We start from the raw sequence: 18,695 nt of genomic DNA on the forward strand, positions 1-18,695 counted from the left end.
CGATCATGACACTCCAGGGCCATCCCCCGGCCAAGTCCGATCCCGCCCCCATGGGCCTGTTCGAGCGCTGGCTCAGCCTGTGGGTGGCGTTGTGCATCCTCGCGGGCATCGCGCTGGGCACCCTGGCGCCCGGCCTGTTCGAGGCACTGGCGGCGCTGGAATACGCCAATGTCAATTTCGTCGTCGCAGTGCTGATCTGGGTGATGATCTACCCGATGATGGTCAATGTGGATTTCGCCAGCCTGCTGCATGTGGGCGAGCGGCCCAAGGGGCTGGTCATCACGCTGACCGTGAACTGGCTGATCAAGCCCTTCAGCATGGCCGCCCTGGGCGTGCTGTTCTTCGAGGTCTTCTTCCGCGGCCTGATCGATCCCGCCGATGCCAAGGAATATATCGCCGGTCTGATCCTGCTGGGGGCCGCGCCCTGCACCGCCATGGTCTTCGTCTGGAGCCAGCTGACCCGGGGCGATGCCACCTATACCCTGGTGCAGGTGTCGCTGAACGACCTGATCATGGTCTTCGCCTTCGCCCCTATCGTGGCGCTGCTGCTGGGCGTGACCGATATCGTGGTGCCGTGGGAAACGCTGCTGCTGTCGGTGCTGCTGTATGTGGTGGTCCCGCTGGCCGCGGGCATCATCACCCGCCGCGCCCTGCTGTCCGGCAGCAGGAACGGACTGCAGGACGTGGCGCGCTTCACGGCGAAGCTGAAGCCGCTGTCCATCCTGGGCCTGCTGGCCACGGTGGTGATCCTGTTCGGCTTCCAGGGCCTGACCATCGTCGAGCAGCCTTTGCTGATCGCCCTGATCGCCCTGCCGCTGATCGCCCAGAGCTACGGCATCTTCTTCATCGCCTATGGCTGGGCCTATCTGTGGCGCGTGCCCTTCAATGTCGCCGCCCCCGCCGCACTGATCGGCACGTCGAACTTCTTCGAACTGGCCGTGGCGGTCGCCATCAGCCTGTTCGGCCTGAACAGCGGCGCCGCCCTGGCAACGGTGGTCGGCGTGCTGGTCGAAGTGCCGGTGATGCTGTCCCTGGTCGCCTTCGCCAACCGCACCCGGCATAAATTCGCCTAAGGCCGGGTCCGGCAACGATAGAAAGGAAAAAGGGGCTCCCGGCCGTGCCGGAGCCCCTTTCGCCTTATTTCTTGTCCTTGTCGACGGCGCTGGCGGGCGGCAGGTCTTCTTCCAGGATCGAGATCAGCAGCGAGTAGGACACTTCGCCCTCTTCCTCGTCGCGATGCAGGACCCCGATGAATTCACTGCCGAGCTTGACCTCGACCGGCGCACCGCGCTTGGCGGGCGGCGTGATTCCGATGCGGGAATTGGCAAAGGTGCGGCGCAGATAGTCTTCGACCCGGGCAATCTCGGTAGGCGTCATCAGTCTCTCGTTTTTCCTATCATCATGAGCGCTATATGGTAGCGGGGCCATGCCGGTGAAACTACCGGCATGGCCCCAGGACTACCAACTTTTCGTGCCCGCAGGATTATTTCCGGGCACCCGCGCGTTCGCGGCCTTCATAGTGGTGACGGTCACGCCCGCCTTCCGAACGGGCACCGGCGGGACGGCCACGCTCGCGGTCGGGGCGTCCGCCGTCATTGGCCGGACGGGCGGAGCGCACCCAGGGCTTGCCGGCGCCGGCGCCATTGGGACGCCCGGCGCCGCGCGGGCCACGGCCGGACGGACGGCCCGGGGCGGTGCCGAAGGGACGCTGCGGCTCGAGGCCGGGCACCACATGCACTTCCATGCTCGCACCGGTATAGCGCTCGATGCGGGCCAGGGTCTCGCGGTCGCTGCGGGCGGCGAAGGAGATGGCGACGCCGGTCGCACCGGCACGGCCGGTCCGGCCGATGCGGTGGACGTAATCCTCGGCCGAACGCGGCAGGTCGAAGTTGATGACATGCGAGATGTCACGCACGTCGATGCCGCGCGCCGCCACGTCGGTCGCCACCAGCAGGCGGACCTGGCCGGTGCGCAGACGCTGCAGGGTGCGGTTGCGGGCGCCCTGGGCCATGTCGCCGTGCAAAGCGGCGGCGGCGTGGCCCGCCTCGTTCAATTCCTCGGCCAGGGTATCCGCGTCGCGCTTGGTGGCGGCGAAGACGATGGCCTTGCCCACTTCCGGCAGCGACGCCCAGTGATGCAGCAGCTTGCGCTTGTGGCTCAGGTCGTCGGTGAGATGCAGGCGCTGCTCGATGCGCGCCGCCGTGGCCGTACGCTCGACCGCGACGCGCTCGGGATTGTTCAGCAGGCGCTGGGCCAGGGCCGTCATGCGGCGGTCCAGCGTGGCGGTGAACAGCATGGTCTGGCGGTCGGGCGAGCAGGCACCGGCGATGGCCTGCACGTCGTCGAGGAAGCCCATGTCGAGCATGCGGTCGGCCTCGTCGAGGATCAGCACCTCGACCTGGCTGAGGTCGATGCGTTCGCGCTCGACATGGTCGATCAGGCGGCCCGGAGTGGCGACGACCACGTCGACGGGGCGCGACAGCAGGCGGATCTGGTCGCGATAGGGCATGCCGCCGACCACGTCGACGGTGTTCAGGCGCAGGAACTTGCCGTATTTGCGCACGGCATCGGTGACCTGGCGGGCCAGTTCACGGGTCGGGGCCAGCACCAGGACGCGCGGCGCGCCCGGCATGGAGCGGCCCTTGTCGGCGATGCGGGTCAGCGAGGGCAGCATGAAGGCTGCGGTCTTGCCGGTGCCGGTCTCGGCGGTGGCAAGGATGTCCCGTCCGGCCAGCGCCGGGGGAATCGCGGCAGCCTGGACAGGAGACGGTTCGGTATAACCGGCCAGCTCAAGGGCGCGAATGACTTGCGGATGAAGTTCGAGTTCAGAAAATGTCAAGTCGGTGAACCTTTCCGTTGCACAGGGCGGCACGGACATTCCACCGTAACCCACAGGGTCACAGCGCAACGCCGGCGATAGAGTCGCCGGGAGGAAGTCAGAGAGGGAGAAGCGTCAAAACGGAGCCCGGCGCGGAAACAGCCGCGCGACAATAGGTGGGGTGGGCCGCATCTCTCTCAAGAGACGCGAATGCCTCCAGCGATCGAGGCCATACAGATAGTGCTTTATGGCGCCCAAGCCAAGAACATATGGCGCGAAGCCGGAAGAAAGATGCATTCTGTCCTCCGGTTGCCTCCTTGGACGCGCCGTCTCGCGCGGATGTGCCGCTTGCGGACGGGCGCGTTGAAAACCAATGCCGCCAGAACCTTATGAGCAGACACAGATCACGAGGGGAAGGAAGATGCTCGAGATCGGCGCCAACGACATCCGCTTGGGCAGCAGCGCCCAGGATCGTGACGAAGCCATCACCCTTGTCGGGCGCGTGCTGGCCGAAAGCGGCTTCGTCGAACCGGGCTATGTGGAGTCCATGCATGGCCGCGAGAAACTCGCCAGCACCTTCCTCGGCAACGGCATTGCCATCCCTCATGGCCTGCCCGAGGCGCGCGACCAGGTCCTGCGCACAGGGGTCGTGGTCGTGCAATTCCCCGATGGCGTGCCCTGGGGCGATAGCGGGATGGTGCATCTGGCGGTGGGCATCGCCGCCAAGTCGGACGAACATATCCAGGTACTGGCCAACCTGACCGGCGTGCTGGGCGATCCCGACACCGCCGCCCGGCTGGCCGTCACCCGGGACCGCGAGGAAATCGCCGCCTATCTCAACGGCAAGCAGAGTCCCGAGGCGCAGCCCGAGACGGTCAGGGCCGCCGGCGACGCCATCACCCTGGCCGCCCCCTCGCCCCACGGCCTCCATGCCCGCCCCGCCACGCTGCTGGCCGAGACCGCCAAGCGCTTCCAATCCGAGATCACCCTCTCCCATGACGGCAAGACCGCCAATGCCAAGAGCCTGGTCTCGCTGCTGCGCCTGGGCGCCGGGGGCGGAGCCCAACTGGTCGTGGCCGCCGACGGGCCCGATGCCGAAGCCGCCTTGAAGGCCATCGCCGACGCCTTCGCCCAGGGGCTGGGGGAAGGCGAGACGGAGCAAGCCCCGCAGGCCGCCGCCCCGGCCCCGCACCCCCCCAGCCTGTCCTATGAAGGACGGGTCATCGCCGGGGTCTCGGCCTCGCCCGGCATCGCCGTCGGCCCGGTCTGGCATTTCAAGCGCGAGACCATCCTCGTCAGCCAGTTCGCCGCCGATCCCGAAACCGAGAAGGCCCGGCTGGACAAGGCTCTCGCCTCGGCCTCGGCGGACCTCAACAATCTCTACGAGGAATTCTGGAAGAAGGCCGGTGCCGCCAAGGCCGCCATCTTCAAGGCCCATCTGGAACTGCTCGACGATCCGGAAATGGTGGCCGAGGCCAGGAAGCGCATCCAGGCGGGCGAGAGCGCGGGCTGGGCGTGGCGCGAGACCTATGAAGAGCGCGCCGCCATGCTGGGCGGCCTGAAGGACCAATTGCTGGCGGCCCGGGCGGGCGACCTGCGCGATGTCGGCCGCCGGGTGTTGCGCCTGCTGGCCGAGCGGGTGGAAGGCGAAACCGCCCTGCCCGACCATCCGGTGATCATCCTGGCCGAGGACCTGGCGCCCTCGGACACCGCTAAGCTGGAACCGCGCGACGTGCTGGGCCTGTGCACCGCCGGCGGCGGCGCCACCTCGCATACCGCCATCATCGCCCGCTCGCTGGACCTGCCCTCGGTGGTCGCCACCGGACCGGCGGTGCTGGACCTGACGGACGGGCAGGAATGCATCATCGACGGCGATAATGGCGTCATCGTCGCCGACCCGACCGAAGCGGACCGTGCCCTGGCCACCACGCGCCAACGGGAATCCCAGGCCCAGCGCGAGGAGGAACGCCGCACCTGCTATCAGCCCGCCATCACCACCGACGGCAGGCGGGTGGAAGTGGCCGCCAATATCAGCGCGCCCTCCGAGGCCGAGACCGCCGTCAATGGCGGCGCCGAGGGGATCGGGCTGATGCGCACCGAATTCCTGTTCCTGCAACGGGACGCGCCGCCGAGCGAGGACGAGCAGGTCGCCGCCTACGAGACCATCCTGAAGGCCATGAACGGCCTGCCGGTAATCCTGCGCACGCTCGATATCGGCGGCGACAAGGACGTCTCCTATCTGTCCCTGCCCGCCGAGGACAATCCCTTCCTGGGGGTGCGCGGCCTGCGCCTGTGCCTGCAGCGCCAGGACCTGTTCCGCACCCAGCTCCGCGCCATCTACCGCGCCTCGCGCACGGGCCCGGTGCGGCTGATGTTCCCGATGGTCACCATGCCGGGCGAACTGGCCCAGGCGAAAGCCATTGCCGAGGAGATCCGCCAGGAGATCGGGGCCGATCCGGTGCCCATCGGCATCATGATCGAGGTCCCCGCCGCCGTGGTCATGGCCGACCAGTTCGCCCGCGAAGTCGATTTCTTCTCGATCGGCACCAACGACCTGACGCAATACGTCCTGGCCATGGACCGCCTGCATCCGGTCCTCGCCCCCCAGGCCGACGGGCTGCATCCTGCCGTCCTGCGCATGGTGCGCCAGACGGTCGAGGCGGCCGAACGTTCGGGCATCTGGGTCGGCGCCTGCGGCGGCATCGCCGGCGATCCGGCGGGCGCGATGATGCTGGCCGGGCTGGGCGTGGCGGAACTCAGCGTCGGCATTCCCAGCATCGCCGCGATCAAAGCGAAAATCCGTGGCCTATCGATGGCAAAGCTGCAAGAATTGTCCAGGCGCGCCCTTGATTGTCGCAGCGCCGCCGAAGTCCGCGCCTTGGCCGGCGGCGCATAGGGGGAAAAGATGGCATTTCCCGGCCTGGTCACAGTGACCTTGAATGCCGCCATCGACCATTCGCTCGATTGCCCGGGCTTCCGCCCCGACACGGTCAACCGGGTGGTGAAGCATTGGCTGAATCCGGGCGGCAAGGGCATCAACGTCGCCGCCTTCCTCGCCGATTGGGTTCAGCCGGTGACGGCCACGGGCTTCCTGGGCCGCGACAATCCGCAAGTTTTCGAGGCGCTGTTCCAGGCCAAGGGCATCGAGGACCGCTGCCGCCGCGTGGCGGGCGAGACCCGCGTCAATCTGAAGGTGCTGGACCAGCCGAACGGCCAAGTCACCGACATCAACCTGCCCGGCCTGAAGATCGGCGAAGAGGAATGGACGGCGCTGAAGCAGGATATCGAGGCGCTGGCCGCCACCGGCTGCTGGTTCGTCCTGGCCGGCAGCCTGCCCAGCGGCGCGCCCGAAACGGCCTATGCGGAACTGGTCGCGCTGCTGAAGGATAAGGGATGCTTCGTCGCCCTGGATGCCAGCGGCCCGCCGATGCGCCTGGGCGTGGCGCAGGCGCCCGACCTGATCAAGCCCAATATCCACGAACTCGAGGAATTGCTGGGCCGCTCCCTGCCCCGCCGCGCCGACGTGCTGGCGGCGGCGCGGGAGCTTGTGTCGCGCGGCATCGGACGGGTGGTGGTGTCGCTGGGGGCGGACGGCGCGCTGCTGGTCGAGCAGGACCGCGCGCTCCACGCCCAGCCGCCGCCGACCGAGGTGGTCAGCACCGTGGGCGCGGGGGATGCCATGCTGTCGGGCGTGCTGGCGGCCATGGCGCGGGGCGAGGGCCTGGAGGACTGCGCCCGGCGCGGCACCGCCTTCGCGGTCGGCACGCTGACCCGCCAGGGGCCGGTCCTGCCGCCCGGGGACGAGATCGAAAGGATCATGTCGCGCGTCGGACTGGAAGAGCCCGGCTAGGGAAAGAAGGATGGAGGTCCAGGATCATGGCGAAGCTGGTCGCGGTCACCGCCTGCCCCACGGGCATTGCCCATACAATCATGGCCGCCGAGGCCCTGAAGAAGGTCGCCGCCGCGCGCGGCCATGACATCCGCGTCGAGACGCAAGGATCGGAGGGCGTGAAGACTCCGCTCTCCGAACAGGAGATCAGCGAGGCCGATGCCGTCATCATCGCCGCCGATATCCAGGTGGATGAAAGCCGCTTCGCGGGCAAGCCCCTCCACCGCACCTCGACCGCCATCGCCATCCGCGACACCGACGCCGTGATCGGCACCGCCTTGAATGCCGCCTTGCGCGCCGCCGGCGGCTATGAAGCCGCCCCTGCCCAGACCGGGACGGCCCGGGCCTTTCCCGCCGCCCCACGAGCGGCCGAACCCCGCCGCCCCGCCGCCCCAGCGGACGAGTTCCAAGCACCGCCGCCCGCCGCGCCCAAGGGCCGCGGCAAACTGGTGGCGGTCACCGCCTGCCCCACCGGCATCGCCCATACCTTCATGGCCGCCGAAGCGCTGAAGAAGGCGGCGCAGGAAGCGGGCTACGACATCAAGGTCGAGACGCAGGGCTCGGTCGGCGCCAAGAACACCCTGACGGATGAAGAGATCGCCGAAGCCGATGCGGTGATCATCGGCGCCGACACCCATGTCTCGCTCGACCGCTTCGGCGGCAAGCGCCTGCTGCGCACCTCGGTGGGCGATGCCCTGAAGCGGCCCAAGGAGGTGATCTCCGAGGCGCTGTCCCAGCCCGAGCCCCAAGGCAGCGCCACCCTGGCCGACCAGGTCGCCGCCGCCAAGGCCAAGCGCAAGGACCAGGACAGCGCCGGACCCTACAAGCACCTGCTGACCGGCGTGTCCTTCATGCTGCCCATGGTGGTGGCGGGCGGGCTGATCATCGCCCTGTCCTTCGTCTTCGGCATCGAAGCCTTCGAGCAGGAAGGCACCCTGCCCGCCGCCCTGATGCAGATCGGCGGCGAGGCGGCCTTCGCCCTGATGGTGCCGGTGCTGGCCGGATATATCGCCTTTTCCATCGCCGACCGCCCCGGCCTGACCCCCGGACTGGTCGGCGGCATGCTGGCGGTGCAGCTGGAATCGGGCTTCCTGGGCGGCATCCTGGCGGGCTTCCTGGCCGGCTACCTGGCGCGCTGGCTGCGCGATGCCATCAAGCTGCCCCAGACGCTGGAAGGGCTGAAGCCGGTCCTGGTGCTGCCCTTGCTCTCGACGCTGATCGTCGGCCTGCTGATGATCTATGTGATCGGCACGCCGGTGGCCTTCATCATGGCGACGCTGACCGCATTCCTCCAGGGCCTGACGGGCGCCAATGCGGTGCTGCTGGGCGCCCTGCTGGGTGCGATGATGGCGGTGGACATGGGCGGGCCGGTCAACAAGGCGGCCTATGCCTTCTCGGTCGGGCTGCTCGCCAGCAGCACCTATACCCCCATGGCCGCGACCATGGCCGCCGGCATGACCCCGCCCTTGGGCATCGCCTTGGCGACCTTCATCGCCCGCAACCGCTTCACCCTGCAGGAACGCGAGGCCGGCAAGGCCGCCGCCGTACTGGGCCTGGCCTTCATCACCGAAGGCGCCATCCCCTTTGCCGCCAAGGACCCCTTGCGCGTCATCCCCAGCCTGATCCTCGGTTCGGCGGTGGCCGGAGCGGTGTCGATGTTCTTCGCCGTCGGCCTGCGCGCGCCCCATGGCGGCATCTTCGTCCTCGCCATCCCCGGCGCCGTCTCGCCCCTGCTGCCCTATGCCCTGGCGATCCTCGCAGGCACCGTGGTCACGGCCATCGCCCTGCTGGTGCTCAAGAAGCCGGTCCCCCAGGAAGACCAAGGCATCGCCGTCACCGGCAAGGCGCCGGGCTGAAATCAGAAATGTAAGGGAAGGATTGGCGCACCCGACAGGATTCGAACCTGTGACCTCTGCCTTCGGAGGGCAGCGCTCTATCCAGCTGAGCTACGGGTGCGCTGGCCGGACCCGCGTGTGAACGCGGCGGAGGGTCTATATAGCGCAGTTGGCGCAGGAAGGCAAAGGGGCAATCGTCACCGCTTCAAATCCTATTGGCTGTGCCAGTGTAACCGAGATTTAGCGAAGGGTGGGGCGGCAAGGTATAATACGCCGCAAGAATAGAGGACGAAATGCGACGTCGTCTGAGAGAGCCCATTCCGGAGATATTCGTAGCTGCGGAGTTGCTGCAGAACGCAGTCGATCATCATCTGAGTGGCGACCGCGCGGCTGCCGCCGCTTTTTTTCGCGCGGCAAACATAAAAGCCGTGTGGGAATGGACCGATAGCGTGTGGGGCAAACATCGGCCTGACATCCACACTCTGTTCAAGATCGAAGGAGCACCGCCCTATCTTCCACCCGAGGCCAGGGTGAAGTCCAGAATGCCAAACGCCGCCGAAGAGCAGCGGCTTATCGAGCATTGGGGATACCGCTGCGCCTTCTGCGGCATCCCACTCGTACATACCCGGGTTCGCAAGCGCGCCGTCAAGGCCTATCCGGACGCTGTGTCATGGGGAAACCAGAACATCCTGCAGCACGCAGCTTTCATGGCGCTGTGGATGCAATTCGACCACATCCTTCCCCATGCCAGGGGAGGAGATAACAGCTTTGAGAACATAGTGGTTACCTGCGCTGCCTGCAATTTTGGCCGTATGAACTACACGCTCGAAGAGATGGGCCTCGAAGACCCACGTCGGCGTCCGGTCGAGCGCACCGACTGGAATGGTTTGGAACATTTCAAATGAAGGGCGTGTCATCGAGCGAACTGCGCTCGCCAGATATGCGCCAATACGATCTGCGTGAGCGCATTGCGTTTGGTCGGAAGATTGCGCCCCGATAGCACGCGCATTTCTCGACATCAGCTTCTTCTCAAAGCTTTTCCTGCGCTCCCCTCCCGCCGTAGGAGAACCGTCATAGAGACCTACTCCTCCAGTCCTGACTAAAGAGAATCCGGGCCGGAACATGCCAAGGGGGTGGTGGGTTTATCCAAGAGTACCATTGCACGCAGGTTCCCATGACGGCCCCTGAAGAACATCATGCGACCTCTGATGCTCTGAAGCGCCTTCGCTGTTACCAGGACATCCTCACCAGCTTCAGCCGCATCGCCCTGGAAAGCACCGACCTCGATTCCCTGCTTCACCTGGCTTGCGTCCAGGCGGCGCGGGGGATGGATATCAGCCATACCAAGGTGCTGCGCTATCGCCCGGAGACGAGCGACCTGCTGATGGTCGCGGGAATCGGCTGGAAGGAAGGGCTGGTGGGGAACGAAACCTTCGGCACCTTTCTGGCCTCGCCGCCGGGGCGGGCCTTGCAGACGCGCCAGCCGGTCACGATCCAGGACCTGCCGGCCAACACGGATTACAAGATCTCTCCGACCTTGCAGGAGCACAATATCCACGCCCTGCTCAACACGCCGATCATCACCGACAACAAGGTCTGGGGCGTGCTGGAGATCGACAGCGAGCAGAAGCGGGGCTTCAGCCATGACGACGTGAACTTCATGCTGTCGCTGGCAAACATCCTGGGCGGAGCGATCCACCGCCATCTGCTGATGAAGGCGGCCGAGGACGAGGTGCAGAAGGCCCAGCACAACCTGACGCATCAACGGACCCTGATGCGCGAGATCCAGCACCGGGTGAAGAACAACTTCATGGTCATCATCTCGACGCTGATGCTGGAAAAGCAGAAGCAGCAGGACGAGCAGACGAAAACCGCGCTGGACAATGTCATGGGCCGGGTGATCGCCATCTCCACCGCCCACGACCAGCTGACCATGCAGGTCACGAATTCGAACGTCAACCTGTCGTCTTACCTGGGGGCGCTGGCCTCCAACCTCGCCCGCCAATACGAATGGGTGCAGATCGAGAAGGAACTGGCGCCGATGATGCAGCCCATCGACCGGGCGACGCCGCTGGGCCTGATCCTCAACGAACTGGCGACCAATGCCATCAAGCATGCCTTCCCCGAACATCACGGGACCATCCGCGTCGGGCTGCGTGCCGATGGAAACGGCCGCGAGGCCTGGCTGACGGTCGAGGATGACGGCATCGGCATGGGCCCTTCCCGTCCCGGAAGCTGGGGGATGAAACTGGTCGAAGCCCTGGTGCGGCAGATCGGCGGCTATCTCGCCCATGAAAGCTCGGACAGCGGCACCGTCTTCCGCATCCGCTTCCCCCTCACCTGACGCCTTCCCCGCCCGGCGGCGTGATCGTTTTTTTCTTGTCACTTGAAAAGCCGCAACGGCACAAAGAATGGTGACGATCGCTGCCGCCGTGGAAGGTATGCCCCGCCATGAAGACCCTGTTTGCCGCCCTTGTCCCCCTGCTGCTTCTGGCGCCGTCGGCACAGGCGCAGAGGGCGCTCGTCACCATTCCGGTCTGGGACAGCTTCCAGGCGGCGGCACGGGGCGAGGAACCGGGCCGGGGCTCGACCCTTTCCTTGAGTGGCGACGCGGCCGGGAATGCCGTCATCACCATTCGTGGCGGCAGTCATAGCAGCCGCCACGTCGTCGGCCGCCAGCACCTGACGATCTTCCAGACGGGATTGCGCAACGGCGCCGTCTTCTGCCAGCAGGCACGGGCCAGGAAGACGCCGGTCCAGCGCGACCTGGGCCGGTATGGCGGCGGGCCGCAGCCCGGCGGCATCGCCCTGACCTTCAACAGCTATGCCGATGGCCGCTGCCTCGTCAGGATCACCGGCCAGGAAGGCGCCGCCACCCGCGCCCCGGTCTTCGCCAAGCCCGAACATCTGCAAGCCCTGGCCGAGGCCCTGCCCGGGCTCGCGCGCTAAGGCGCCCCAAAAAAGAACAGGGCCGGTTCCGTTGTCCGGAACCGGCCCTGCCTTGTCCTTCGGCACGGCCCGTTTTCCCGGGCCGCGCGCCATATCATCAGGCCGCCCGCATTTCCTCGAGGAAGGACAGCACCTGCTGGCGCAGGCGGTCGGATTCCCGCGACAGGTCGGCCGAGGCCTCCATCACCTTGGCGGCGGCTTCACCCGCCTGACCGGCCGCGACGGTGACGCCGTCGATATTGGACGAAACCTCGCGGGCGCCTTCCGCCGTCTGCTGCACATTGCGGGCGATGTCGCTGGTCGCCGCGCCCTGCTGCTCCACGGCGGCGGCGATGGTGGCCGTCACTTCGTGGACCTGCGCGATGGTCGCGGCGATGCCCTGGATGGCGCCGACGGCATCGCCGGTGGCACCCCGCACCGCCTGGATCTGGGCGGCGATTTCCTCGGTCGCCTTGGCGGTCTGGCTGGCGAGGCTCTTCACCTCATTGGCGACGACGGCAAAGCCCTTGCCGGCTTCGCCCGCCCTGGCCGCCTCGATGGTCGCGTTCAGCGCCAGCAGATTGGTCTGGCTGGCGATGTCGGTGATCAGCTGCACCACCTCGCCGATGCGGCCAGCGGCATCGGCCAGGCCGGTGACGATGCCGTCGGTGCGCTTGGCTTCCGCCACGGCGCCCCGGGCGATCTCGGCGGAATGGCTGACCTGGCGCGCGATCTCGCCGATCGAGGCATTCAGTTCCTCGGTCGCCGCGGCCACGGCCTGGACATTGTTGCTGGCATCTTCGGCGGCACGGGCCACGGTGACGCTGCGGGAATTGGTCTGGTGGGCGTTCTCGCCCATCAGTTCGGCCGTCTCGCGCATGGTCGCGGAGGCGCTGCCCAGATGTCCGACGATCCCCAGCACGGCCTTTTCGAAATTGGCGATCGCCTCGCCGCGGCGAGCCAGCGTTTCCTCGGCCTTGCGCCGCTCTTCCTCGGCCTTCTTCTGGGTGTCACGCACCACCACGGCGGTGTCGCGGAAGCCGACCAGGGCACGGGCCATGCGGCTGATCTCGTCCTTGCCCTGGGTGTTGATCTCCAGTTCCAGCTCGCCGCCGGCCAGACGGTCCATGGTCGAGCTGAGGTCCAGCAGGCGCCGGGTGATGCCGCGATGGACATAGAACCAGACGATCGCCACCGAGGTCGCCACGCCCAGCAGGGCCACCACCATCAGCAGCCACGAGCTGCGCTCGACGACCGTGCCCGCCTCTGCCCCGGCCTGCCGGATGGCCGCCTGATTGGCCTCGACCAGATCATTGATGGTGCCGATCATGCGGCTGGCATAGAAGACGTTGGCCTGGAGCTGCGCCTCGGCCCATTCCAGGGCCTCCAATTCCTCGATCCGGCCCTGCGGCAGGCTGGACGAGCCGGTGGCGGCGGAACCCAGCCGCTCGATGGCCGAAGCCAGGGAACCCGACAATTCCGCGTCGAGCCTCTGCACCGCCGATGTCAGCTGGCCGTGCAGGATGGGGGCACGCGCCGCCAGCAGCTGGGCCCGGCCCATGTCGTTGGTGGTCGCCACCTCGCTCAGCAGGCTGCGCAGGGCGTTCCCCTGTTCCTCGACGTCCTGCAACGCAGCCAGACGCTCCTGGGCGGCAATTAGGGCCGCTGCCGTCTCGGGCGAGGCGAAATTCGACAGGGCTTCAAGCGCGGTTTCCGCTTCCGCGCGCGCCACGGTCAGCCAGGGGCTCAACTGCTTCTGCAATTCCTCCTGCGCCTGGAAGGCCACGCGCAGCACGAGCTGGCCGTTATTCGCCAGGTTCAGGCGGCGTTCCACCGCATCGCGCAAGACGTCGAGATTATCGACCAGTTCCGCCATCTCGGTCCGGATCTGGCCGACCTCTTCGGGGTTGTTGCTTTCGATGCGTTCGGCAAGGGCGGTCATCGCGGCCGTCTCACCCTCGATCTGGCGCATCGTCTCGTCCATCTGCATGGAGGTCGTCGAGGCCTGCAGGGCGGGCGCCACGGCAACCAGCCGCTCGCCACGCTGTGCCAATTGCAGGGCCGCCGTCGTGGCCGGCAATTGGCGGTCAATGATGACCCCCATATTTCCCCCGACCTCGCGGAAGGCAACCATGGACACCACCGAGGCCACCACAATGCCGCCAGTCACCAAGGCGAAAGCCAGGATCAACCGCCCCCGCAACCCCAGAGAAGGCATCCTCGCGGCCAAGCCCAAGGAAGGCAACCGACTAAACATCCTCATGCGAACCCCCGAGAATTTTATTTAAATTTCTCTTTTAACGCTTGCTGCAATGCGGCGAATAACTCAAAAACCCCTTACTTTCCCCTTTAGACTACATATGCCACAAAAACAACCCTCAATTGCCACCACTTTTCACATGGTTATAATGCTATCCTTTTCCGGCTCTTGCCTTTGGCGGCACCCGGCAGGGCGGAAGCGATCGAAGCAAGGACGAGTCGCCGCTCTTGGCGTCTTCGGCCGCCGCTGCCATGATGGCGGCCCATGAGTCAGTTCATAGACATCCTGCTTCCCGCCGGGCGCGCCGCGATAGAATTGTCGTTCTTCGTGTTGCTGCCGGTCATGGTGGTGATGCTGACCATCATGCGCCTGCTGGAGGCCAAGGGGGTGCTGGACTGGCTGGTGACCCGGCTGGCCCCCGTCCTGAAGCCTTTCGGCCTGACCGGGCTGGGCATCTTCGCCGCCTTGCAGATCAATTTCGTCAGCTTCGCCGCGCCGATCTCGACGCTGGCGATGATGGAACAGCGGGGCAGCTCGGACCGGCATCTGGCGGCGGCCTTCGCCATGGTGCTCGCCATGGCCCAGGCCAATGCGATGTTTCCCATGGCGGCGCTGGGGCTGCATGTCGGCCCGGTGCTTTTCTTTTCCCTGCTGGGCGGGCTGACGGCGGCGGCGGCGACCTATTACGGCTTCGGACGAAGGCTGTCGGACGAGGAACACCTGACCAGCGACAGCCTGAGCCATCCCGTCGCCGATTCGGCCAAGGGCGTCCTGGACGTGATCAACCGCGCCGGGGCCGAGGCCTTCAAGATCACCGTCACCGCCATTCCCATGCTGGTACTGTCGCTGGTGGTGGTCACGGCCCTGCGGAATCTGGGGGCGATCGACGTCCTGGTGACGCTGCTGGCCCCGCTGCTGGGGCTGCTGAACATCGACACCGCCCTGGTCCTGCCCAGCCTGACCAAATACATGGCCGGCGGCACCGCCATGCTGGGCGTGACCGACGAAATGCTGCGCCAGGACCAGATCACCCCGGCCCTGATCAACCAAAGCGCCGGCTTCCTGATCCATCCCCTGGACATTCCCGGCGTGGCGGTGCTGATGGCGGCCGGTCCCCGGGTCGCCCGCGTCTGGCGCCCCGCCGTCTATGGCGCCTGCATCGGCATTGCGCTGCGCACGCTGGGGCATGCATTTTTCGTATAAGAACAGCATTTCCCGGCGGGATGCGACTGCTCTATACTGACGCGATGCCCATCCGCCGTGCCCATCGTTTCCTCTATCCCATCGACTGGCCCCAACTGTCGAAAGTCATCCGCTTCCACCGCGCCAAAGGCCGGTGCGAGCAATGCGGCCGTCCGCATGGGCAGGAAATCCTGAGCCTGGTCGGCGACGGACGCTGGCAATGCCCCAGCACCGGCATGTGGCGCAACGGCGAGGGCAAACGCACCCGCCGCCCCACCTCCGAGGAAATGACCGACGCCAAGACCTGGCGAGTGATGCTGGCCACGGCCCATCTCGACCACGATCCCGGCAACAACAGCGCCGAGAACCTCAAGGCCCTGTGCCAGCGCTGCCACATGATCCACGACCGCGACCACAACGCCGCCATGCGCCGCCTGGCCATGCGCCGCCGCCGGGCCCTGGGCGACCTTTTCGAGGGTCCCTATCCGCTGCTGTGATCCTGCCGCAAGGCCGGAGGACGGCTCTTCTTTCCAAAACATGCGAATGCGTATTACTATCATGATTTTGGAACACCCTGAATGGAAGGGTGGCGGACGCGACGGGAGGATGGAATGAAGCGGCAGGGATCGACCGGCAGGATGCGCGGGGCCGGAAGACGGGGAGTCGCGGGGGCAATACTCGCCCTGGCCCTGGCCGCCAGCGCCACGGGCGGAGCGCAGGCACAGGCGCAGGTGAAGGAAACGGGCGGACCGGCGACCATCGCCCGCAGCGAAGTCCACGACATCCAATCACCGGAAAGCGGCGAGACCTACCGTCTGATGCTCTGGCGCCCGGCCGCCCCGCCGCCGCCCGGCGGCTATCCGGTGATCTACATGCTCGACGGCAATGCCCGCTTCGGCATGATCACCGACATCCTCGACTCGCGCACCCGCAGGGTCCGGGCCACGGGCATCCAGCCCGCGGTGGTCGCCGCCATCGGCTATCCCACCGAAGACCCCTTCGATGACGTCCGGCGCAGCTACGACCTGACCCCGCCGTCGGAAACGCTGTCGCTGCCGCAGCGTCCCGACGGCACGCCCTGGCCGCGCATGGGCGGGGCGGCGGCCTTCCTGCGCTTCATCGAAAGCGAGGTGAAGCCCCTGGTGCGAGAGCGCTTCCCCATCGACGAAACGCGCGAGACGCTGATGGGGCATTCCTTCGGCGGGCTCTTCACCCTGCACACGCTTTTCACCAGCCCCGATTCCTTCGACAGCTACATCGCCGGCAGTCCGTCGCTGTGGTTCAACGACCGCCAGGTCCTGAAGGAAGGCAGCGCCTTCGCTGCGCGGCTGAAGCAACAACCGGCCAAGACCACCAGATTGTTCCTCGCCGTGGGCGGCCTGGAAGAGGTCCTGACGCCCAGCGAACAGCAAGGGCCGGACCCGGCACGCCGCCTTGCCTGGAAACAGGCCAACCGGATGGTCGGCAATGCCCGCGATCTCGCAGCCGACCTGCAAGGGCTGGAAGAACACGGCCTGCATCTGACCTATGTCGAATTCCCCGACGAGGACCATATCTCGATCCTGCCGGTCCTCCTGAACCGCAGCCTGGAGGCTATCCTCACCCCGGGCTGAGGCTGCCCTTCCACGGATAAAAAATCGCCTTCCGCCTTGCCGGGGCTCCGTTCGGCTCTATTTACCGTTCAGGCTTCAACAGCAGAAAGGAGGTGATCTCGTGTCTCATTGTCATCATCGGTCGTCGATCATCGTGAGCGGGATCATCGCCAACGGCGGGATCTCGGCCTGAAAAGGCTAAGCGGTCTTCACGACCGTACGACAATGGAAGGGCTGCCCTCGGGCAGCCCTTCTTTGTTGAGAGCGGCTTGCGGCCGTTTAGGCTAAGGCAGAGGGCTGAGAGCGTGACGCAGATTTCCCGCATCACGCTTCAGGATCAGTAGCGCAGAAGCGCGGCCATGACCTGACCGGCCGGAAGATGGTCCTTGTCCGTCACCTCGACCTGTCCGGCATGGAGCAGGGTCTGGGCGGCGGCCAGATCGGCCAGGTCGTCATCCTCCACCCCCTGGCGGCCATGGGCGACCAGCTTTTCCGTGGCGGGATCGTAGCGCCCCCACAGGCTGCGGTCATTGGCCAGGAACAGGCATTCCACCTGCCCATACTGGGCGGCGCGGATAATCTCCTCGGGCTTGGTGGTGACCTTCGTTCCGCCCTCGCCCTCCTCGCCATAGATGGTGGCGAATTTCTCGCGCGCCCGCTCCTCGTCGGCCCGCCAGATCGGCTCGACCAGCGGCAGGGCCTTGACGTTCAGTTCCTCGGGCGACATCGCATCGGGATTGAGCGTCAGTCCCTCGGACAGCAATTGCTTCAGACCGAGCAGATTGCGGAAATGGCCCTGGATATTCGGCTGGGCCGCCAGGACGATGGGCACCGGCTCGCCCGAGAATTCCTTCTCGAGCACGGCGGCCGCACGGCGCAGATATTCGATGTTGTTGGCGTGGCGCTGTTCCTCGGCATCATTGGTGCCCTGCCGCGCCGGCATGCCGCTCGGGCGGTTGGACCGGGGCCGGGCTTGCGGGGCAGAATGGTATTGAGGCTGGAAATCGCTCTCGCGGTTGATCTCCTCCACCCCCTGGGGCAGGTCCAGCCCCGTGCGTTCGCGGATCCAATGACGCCCGGCATCGAAGACGCCGATCTGCGCCGCGGAAGCGGTGATCAGCACATAACGGCCGTCATGGTTCAGCAGCGGCAGAAGCGGCGTGAAGTGGAAGAGATTGCCCACCCGCGCCTCTTCGGGCAGTTGGGTCGGCACGGCGAACCAGCGGAAGAAGCCGGGGGCCATGAAGAAGGCCATGCCGTGATCGGCATGGTTCCAGAAATCGGCCTGTTCCCCCAACTCGCGGGCCGGCTTCAGGATGGCCTCGGCATCATCCGGACGCAGCCCCATCTCGATCAGGCGGGCATGGGCTTCCTGCGCCAGGTTATCGAAGCGAATCGGATTCTGTTGCGTTTCCTGACCGGCGCGAATCCCCGGCATGAGGATCGTGACGGCGGGTTTGGCGGTGTTGGCGAGCAGCACCGAAAGATCGTCTTTGCGGAACATGGCTCCTCCTTTCGTCCAAAAGGAGAAACCCGGATGGCGCAGTTTGGTTCCCTGCTCCCGCCACCGATGCCGCCGCTTTCCGGCACCGGCGGAAGGAACAGGGACCGAGGGATCAGACCGCCGTGTTGCAGGCGGCGGTGAACAGCGACTCGGGCGCACCGCTGCGCCAGGACAGGTCCATCGGCAGGCCGTCGCTGCCGAAGGTCGGGGCGGCGGGAAGCGGGGCGACGCGGCGGCCGGCGCAATCGACCATATGGGGCACCACCACCGTGTCGTCCGCCCGGCGCAGCACCACCAGATCGACCATCAGCATGTCGGGGTGGGCGGCATTGCGCTTGACCGTGACGGTATCCACCGCCACCAGCCCGGTCACCACCGGCTGCACCAGCGACCAGGGTTCGAGGAAGGTGCTGGAGGTCATCTTCTCGACCACCACCATCCGCTCGGGCAGCAGGGCCGCCGTGCGGTCCTGCCAGTCATAGCGCAGATGGGCCGTCACACCGATGATGGCGACGGCCGCCACCACCGGCATCAGCCAACGCGGCCGCTGGACCCTGATCAGATGGAACAGGGCGAACACGATCCCGCAGGCCGTGAAAGCAACACAGACAGCGACCACCACATCGATAAACATCTCAGACCGCCTCCAAATCCCAATACGTAGAACGATACTTTTTCCGGTCTTTT

At 66.4% G+C, this 18,695-nt stretch carries 15 protein-coding genes and 1 tRNA gene; 10 read left to right on the forward strand and 6 right to left on the reverse strand.

All coding sequences use genetic code 11. The features are described 5' to 3' along the window. Positions 1-5: 5 nt before the first annotated feature. Positions 6-1,073, forward strand: a complete 1,068-nt coding sequence (gene arsB / locus EPD66_RS07730) for an ACR3 family arsenite efflux transporter (RefSeq protein ID WP_304650057.1) — start codon at positions 6-8, stop codon at positions 1,071-1,073. Positions 1,074-1,137: 64 nt separating this feature from the next. On the opposite strand, the gene EPD66_RS07735 is transcribed toward arsB, so the two are convergent. Together EPD66_RS07735 and EPD66_RS07740 are read right to left on the reverse strand one after the other, a co-directional pair. After that, positions 1,138-1,377 carry a DUF3126 family protein gene (locus tag EPD66_RS07735; protein ID WP_142847919.1) on the reverse strand — a complete coding sequence of 80 codons (240 nt, stop codon included), beginning with the start codon at positions 1,375-1,377 and terminating at the stop codon, positions 1,138-1,140. Between the two features lie 106 nt (positions 1,378-1,483). Beyond that, positions 1,484-2,839, reverse strand: coding sequence for a DEAD/DEAH box helicase (locus EPD66_RS07740; RefSeq protein WP_142847920.1), 1,356 nt, complete (start codon positions 2,837-2,839; stop codon positions 1,484-1,486). A gap of 400 nt (positions 2,840-3,239) precedes the next feature. Between EPD66_RS07740 and ptsP the strand changes: the two genes are divergently transcribed. Genes ptsP through EPD66_RS07755 form a run of 3 tightly spaced genes read left to right on the forward strand, consistent with a single transcriptional unit; the run spans position 3,240 to position 8,563 of the window. After that, positions 3,240-5,714: a phosphoenolpyruvate--protein phosphotransferase gene (gene ptsP / locus EPD66_RS07745; protein ID WP_142847921.1), complete on the forward strand. Its 2,475-nt coding sequence runs from the start codon at positions 3,240-3,242 to the stop codon at positions 5,712-5,714. A 9-nt stretch (positions 5,715-5,723) separates the two neighbouring features. Further along, on the forward strand, positions 5,724-6,668 hold the full coding sequence (gene pfkB / locus EPD66_RS07750; RefSeq protein WP_142847922.1) for a 1-phosphofructokinase: 945 nt from the start codon (positions 5,724-5,726) through the stop codon (positions 6,666-6,668). A 26-nt stretch (positions 6,669-6,694) separates the two neighbouring features. Continuing rightward, positions 6,695-8,563, forward strand: a complete 1,869-nt coding sequence (locus tag EPD66_RS07755) for a PTS fructose-like transporter subunit IIB (RefSeq protein ID WP_142847923.1) — start codon at positions 6,695-6,697, stop codon at positions 8,561-8,563. Between the two features lie 23 nt (positions 8,564-8,586). Here the strand turns inward: EPD66_RS07755 and EPD66_RS07760 are convergent. After that, positions 8,587-8,663 (reverse strand) — tRNA-Arg (locus tag EPD66_RS07760). 172 nt (positions 8,664-8,835) lie between these two features. Here EPD66_RS07760 and EPD66_RS07765 point away from each other — a divergent pair. From EPD66_RS07765 to EPD66_RS07775, 3 genes are all read left to right on the forward strand, one after another. Beyond that, entirely contained in the window at positions 8,836-9,447 is a 612-nt protein-coding gene (locus EPD66_RS07765; RefSeq protein WP_142847924.1) for an HNH endonuclease, read from the forward strand. Between the two features lie 269 nt (positions 9,448-9,716). Next, positions 9,717-10,886, forward strand: a complete 1,170-nt coding sequence (locus EPD66_RS07770; protein ID WP_142847925.1) for a sensor histidine kinase — start codon at positions 9,717-9,719, stop codon at positions 10,884-10,886. 107 nt (positions 10,887-10,993) lie between these two features. Next, entirely contained in the window at positions 10,994-11,491 is a 498-nt protein-coding gene (locus EPD66_RS07775) for a hypothetical protein (protein WP_142847926.1), read from the forward strand. Between the two features lie 97 nt (positions 11,492-11,588). On the opposite strand, the gene EPD66_RS07780 is transcribed toward EPD66_RS07775, so the two are convergent. Next, entirely contained in the window at positions 11,589-13,688 is a 2,100-nt protein-coding gene (locus EPD66_RS07780; protein WP_185961300.1) for a methyl-accepting chemotaxis protein, read from the reverse strand. Positions 13,689-13,994: 306 nt separating this feature from the next. Here EPD66_RS07780 and EPD66_RS24575 point away from each other — a divergent pair, with 306 nt between their 5' ends. The 3 genes from EPD66_RS24575 to EPD66_RS07795 all read left to right on the forward strand — a co-directional run bounded on the left by EPD66_RS24575 (position 13,995) and on the right by EPD66_RS07795 (position 16,525). Then, positions 13,995-14,933, forward strand: coding sequence for a nucleoside recognition domain-containing protein (locus EPD66_RS24575; RefSeq protein WP_142847928.1), 939 nt, complete (start codon positions 13,995-13,997; stop codon positions 14,931-14,933). A gap of 20 nt (positions 14,934-14,953) precedes the next feature. Continuing rightward, positions 14,954-15,409: a hypothetical protein gene (locus EPD66_RS07790; protein ID WP_255448411.1), complete on the forward strand. Its 456-nt coding sequence runs from the start codon at positions 14,954-14,956 to the stop codon at positions 15,407-15,409. A gap of 114 nt (positions 15,410-15,523) precedes the next feature. Further along, positions 15,524-16,525, forward strand: coding sequence for an alpha/beta hydrolase (locus EPD66_RS07795; protein ID WP_185961301.1), 1,002 nt, complete (start codon positions 15,524-15,526; stop codon positions 16,523-16,525). Positions 16,526-16,841: 316 nt separating this feature from the next. Here EPD66_RS07795 and EPD66_RS07800 read toward each other — a convergent pair whose 3' ends face one another. Both EPD66_RS07800 and EPD66_RS07805 read right to left on the reverse strand, forming a co-directional pair. Then, the gene (locus EPD66_RS07800; protein WP_142847930.1) at positions 16,842-18,008 is read right to left on the reverse strand and encodes a hypothetical protein; all 1,167 of its coding nucleotides are present in this window, start codon (positions 18,006-18,008) and stop codon (positions 16,842-16,844) included. 112 nt (positions 18,009-18,120) lie between these two features. Next, positions 18,121-18,642 carry a hypothetical protein gene (locus EPD66_RS07805; protein WP_142847931.1) on the reverse strand — a complete coding sequence of 174 codons (522 nt, stop codon included), beginning with the start codon at positions 18,640-18,642 and terminating at the stop codon, positions 18,121-18,123. Positions 18,643-18,695: the final 53 nt, after the last annotated feature.

The organism is Telmatospirillum sp. J64-1, assembly GCF_006980715.1.
GTDB classification, from domain to species: domain Bacteria; phylum Pseudomonadota; class Alphaproteobacteria; order Rhodospirillales; family Magnetospirillaceae; genus Oleiliquidispirillum; species Oleiliquidispirillum nitrogeniifigens.

Excerpts from the sequence above, each read along its gene's own strand:
- arsB (WP_304650057.1), top strand. The coding sequence starts at position 6 with ATGACACTCCAGGGCCATCCCCCGGCCAAGTCCGATCCCGCCCCCATG.
- EPD66_RS07735 (WP_142847919.1), bottom strand. The coding sequence starts at position 1,377 with ATGACGCCTACCGAGATTGCCCGGGTCGAAGACTATCTGCGCCGCACC.
- ptsP (WP_142847921.1), top strand. The coding sequence starts at position 3,240 with ATGCTCGAGATCGGCGCCAACGACATCCGCTTGGGCAGCAGCGCCCAG.
- pfkB (WP_142847922.1), top strand. The coding sequence starts at position 5,724 with ATGGCATTTCCCGGCCTGGTCACAGTGACCTTGAATGCCGCCATCGAC.
- EPD66_RS07755 (WP_142847923.1), top strand. The coding sequence starts at position 6,695 with ATGGCGAAGCTGGTCGCGGTCACCGCCTGCCCCACGGGCATTGCCCAT.
- EPD66_RS07765 (WP_142847924.1), top strand. The coding sequence starts at position 8,836 with ATGCGACGTCGTCTGAGAGAGCCCATTCCGGAGATATTCGTAGCTGCG.
- EPD66_RS07770 (WP_142847925.1), top strand. The coding sequence starts at position 9,717 with ATGACGGCCCCTGAAGAACATCATGCGACCTCTGATGCTCTGAAGCGC.
- EPD66_RS07775 (WP_142847926.1), top strand. The coding sequence starts at position 10,994 with ATGAAGACCCTGTTTGCCGCCCTTGTCCCCCTGCTGCTTCTGGCGCCG.
- EPD66_RS07780 (WP_185961300.1), bottom strand. The coding sequence starts at position 13,688 with ATGCCTTCTCTGGGGTTGCGGGGGCGGTTGATCCTGGCTTTCGCCTTG.
- EPD66_RS24575 (WP_142847928.1), top strand. The coding sequence starts at position 13,995 with ATGAGTCAGTTCATAGACATCCTGCTTCCCGCCGGGCGCGCCGCGATA.
- EPD66_RS07790 (WP_255448411.1), top strand. The coding sequence starts at position 14,954 with ATGCGACTGCTCTATACTGACGCGATGCCCATCCGCCGTGCCCATCGT.
- EPD66_RS07795 (WP_185961301.1), top strand. The coding sequence starts at position 15,524 with ATGAAGCGGCAGGGATCGACCGGCAGGATGCGCGGGGCCGGAAGACGG.
- EPD66_RS07800 (WP_142847930.1), bottom strand. The coding sequence starts at position 18,008 with ATGTTCCGCAAAGACGATCTTTCGGTGCTGCTCGCCAACACCGCCAAA.
- EPD66_RS07805 (WP_142847931.1), bottom strand. The coding sequence starts at position 18,642 with ATGTTTATCGATGTGGTGGTCGCTGTCTGTGTTGCTTTCACGGCCTGC.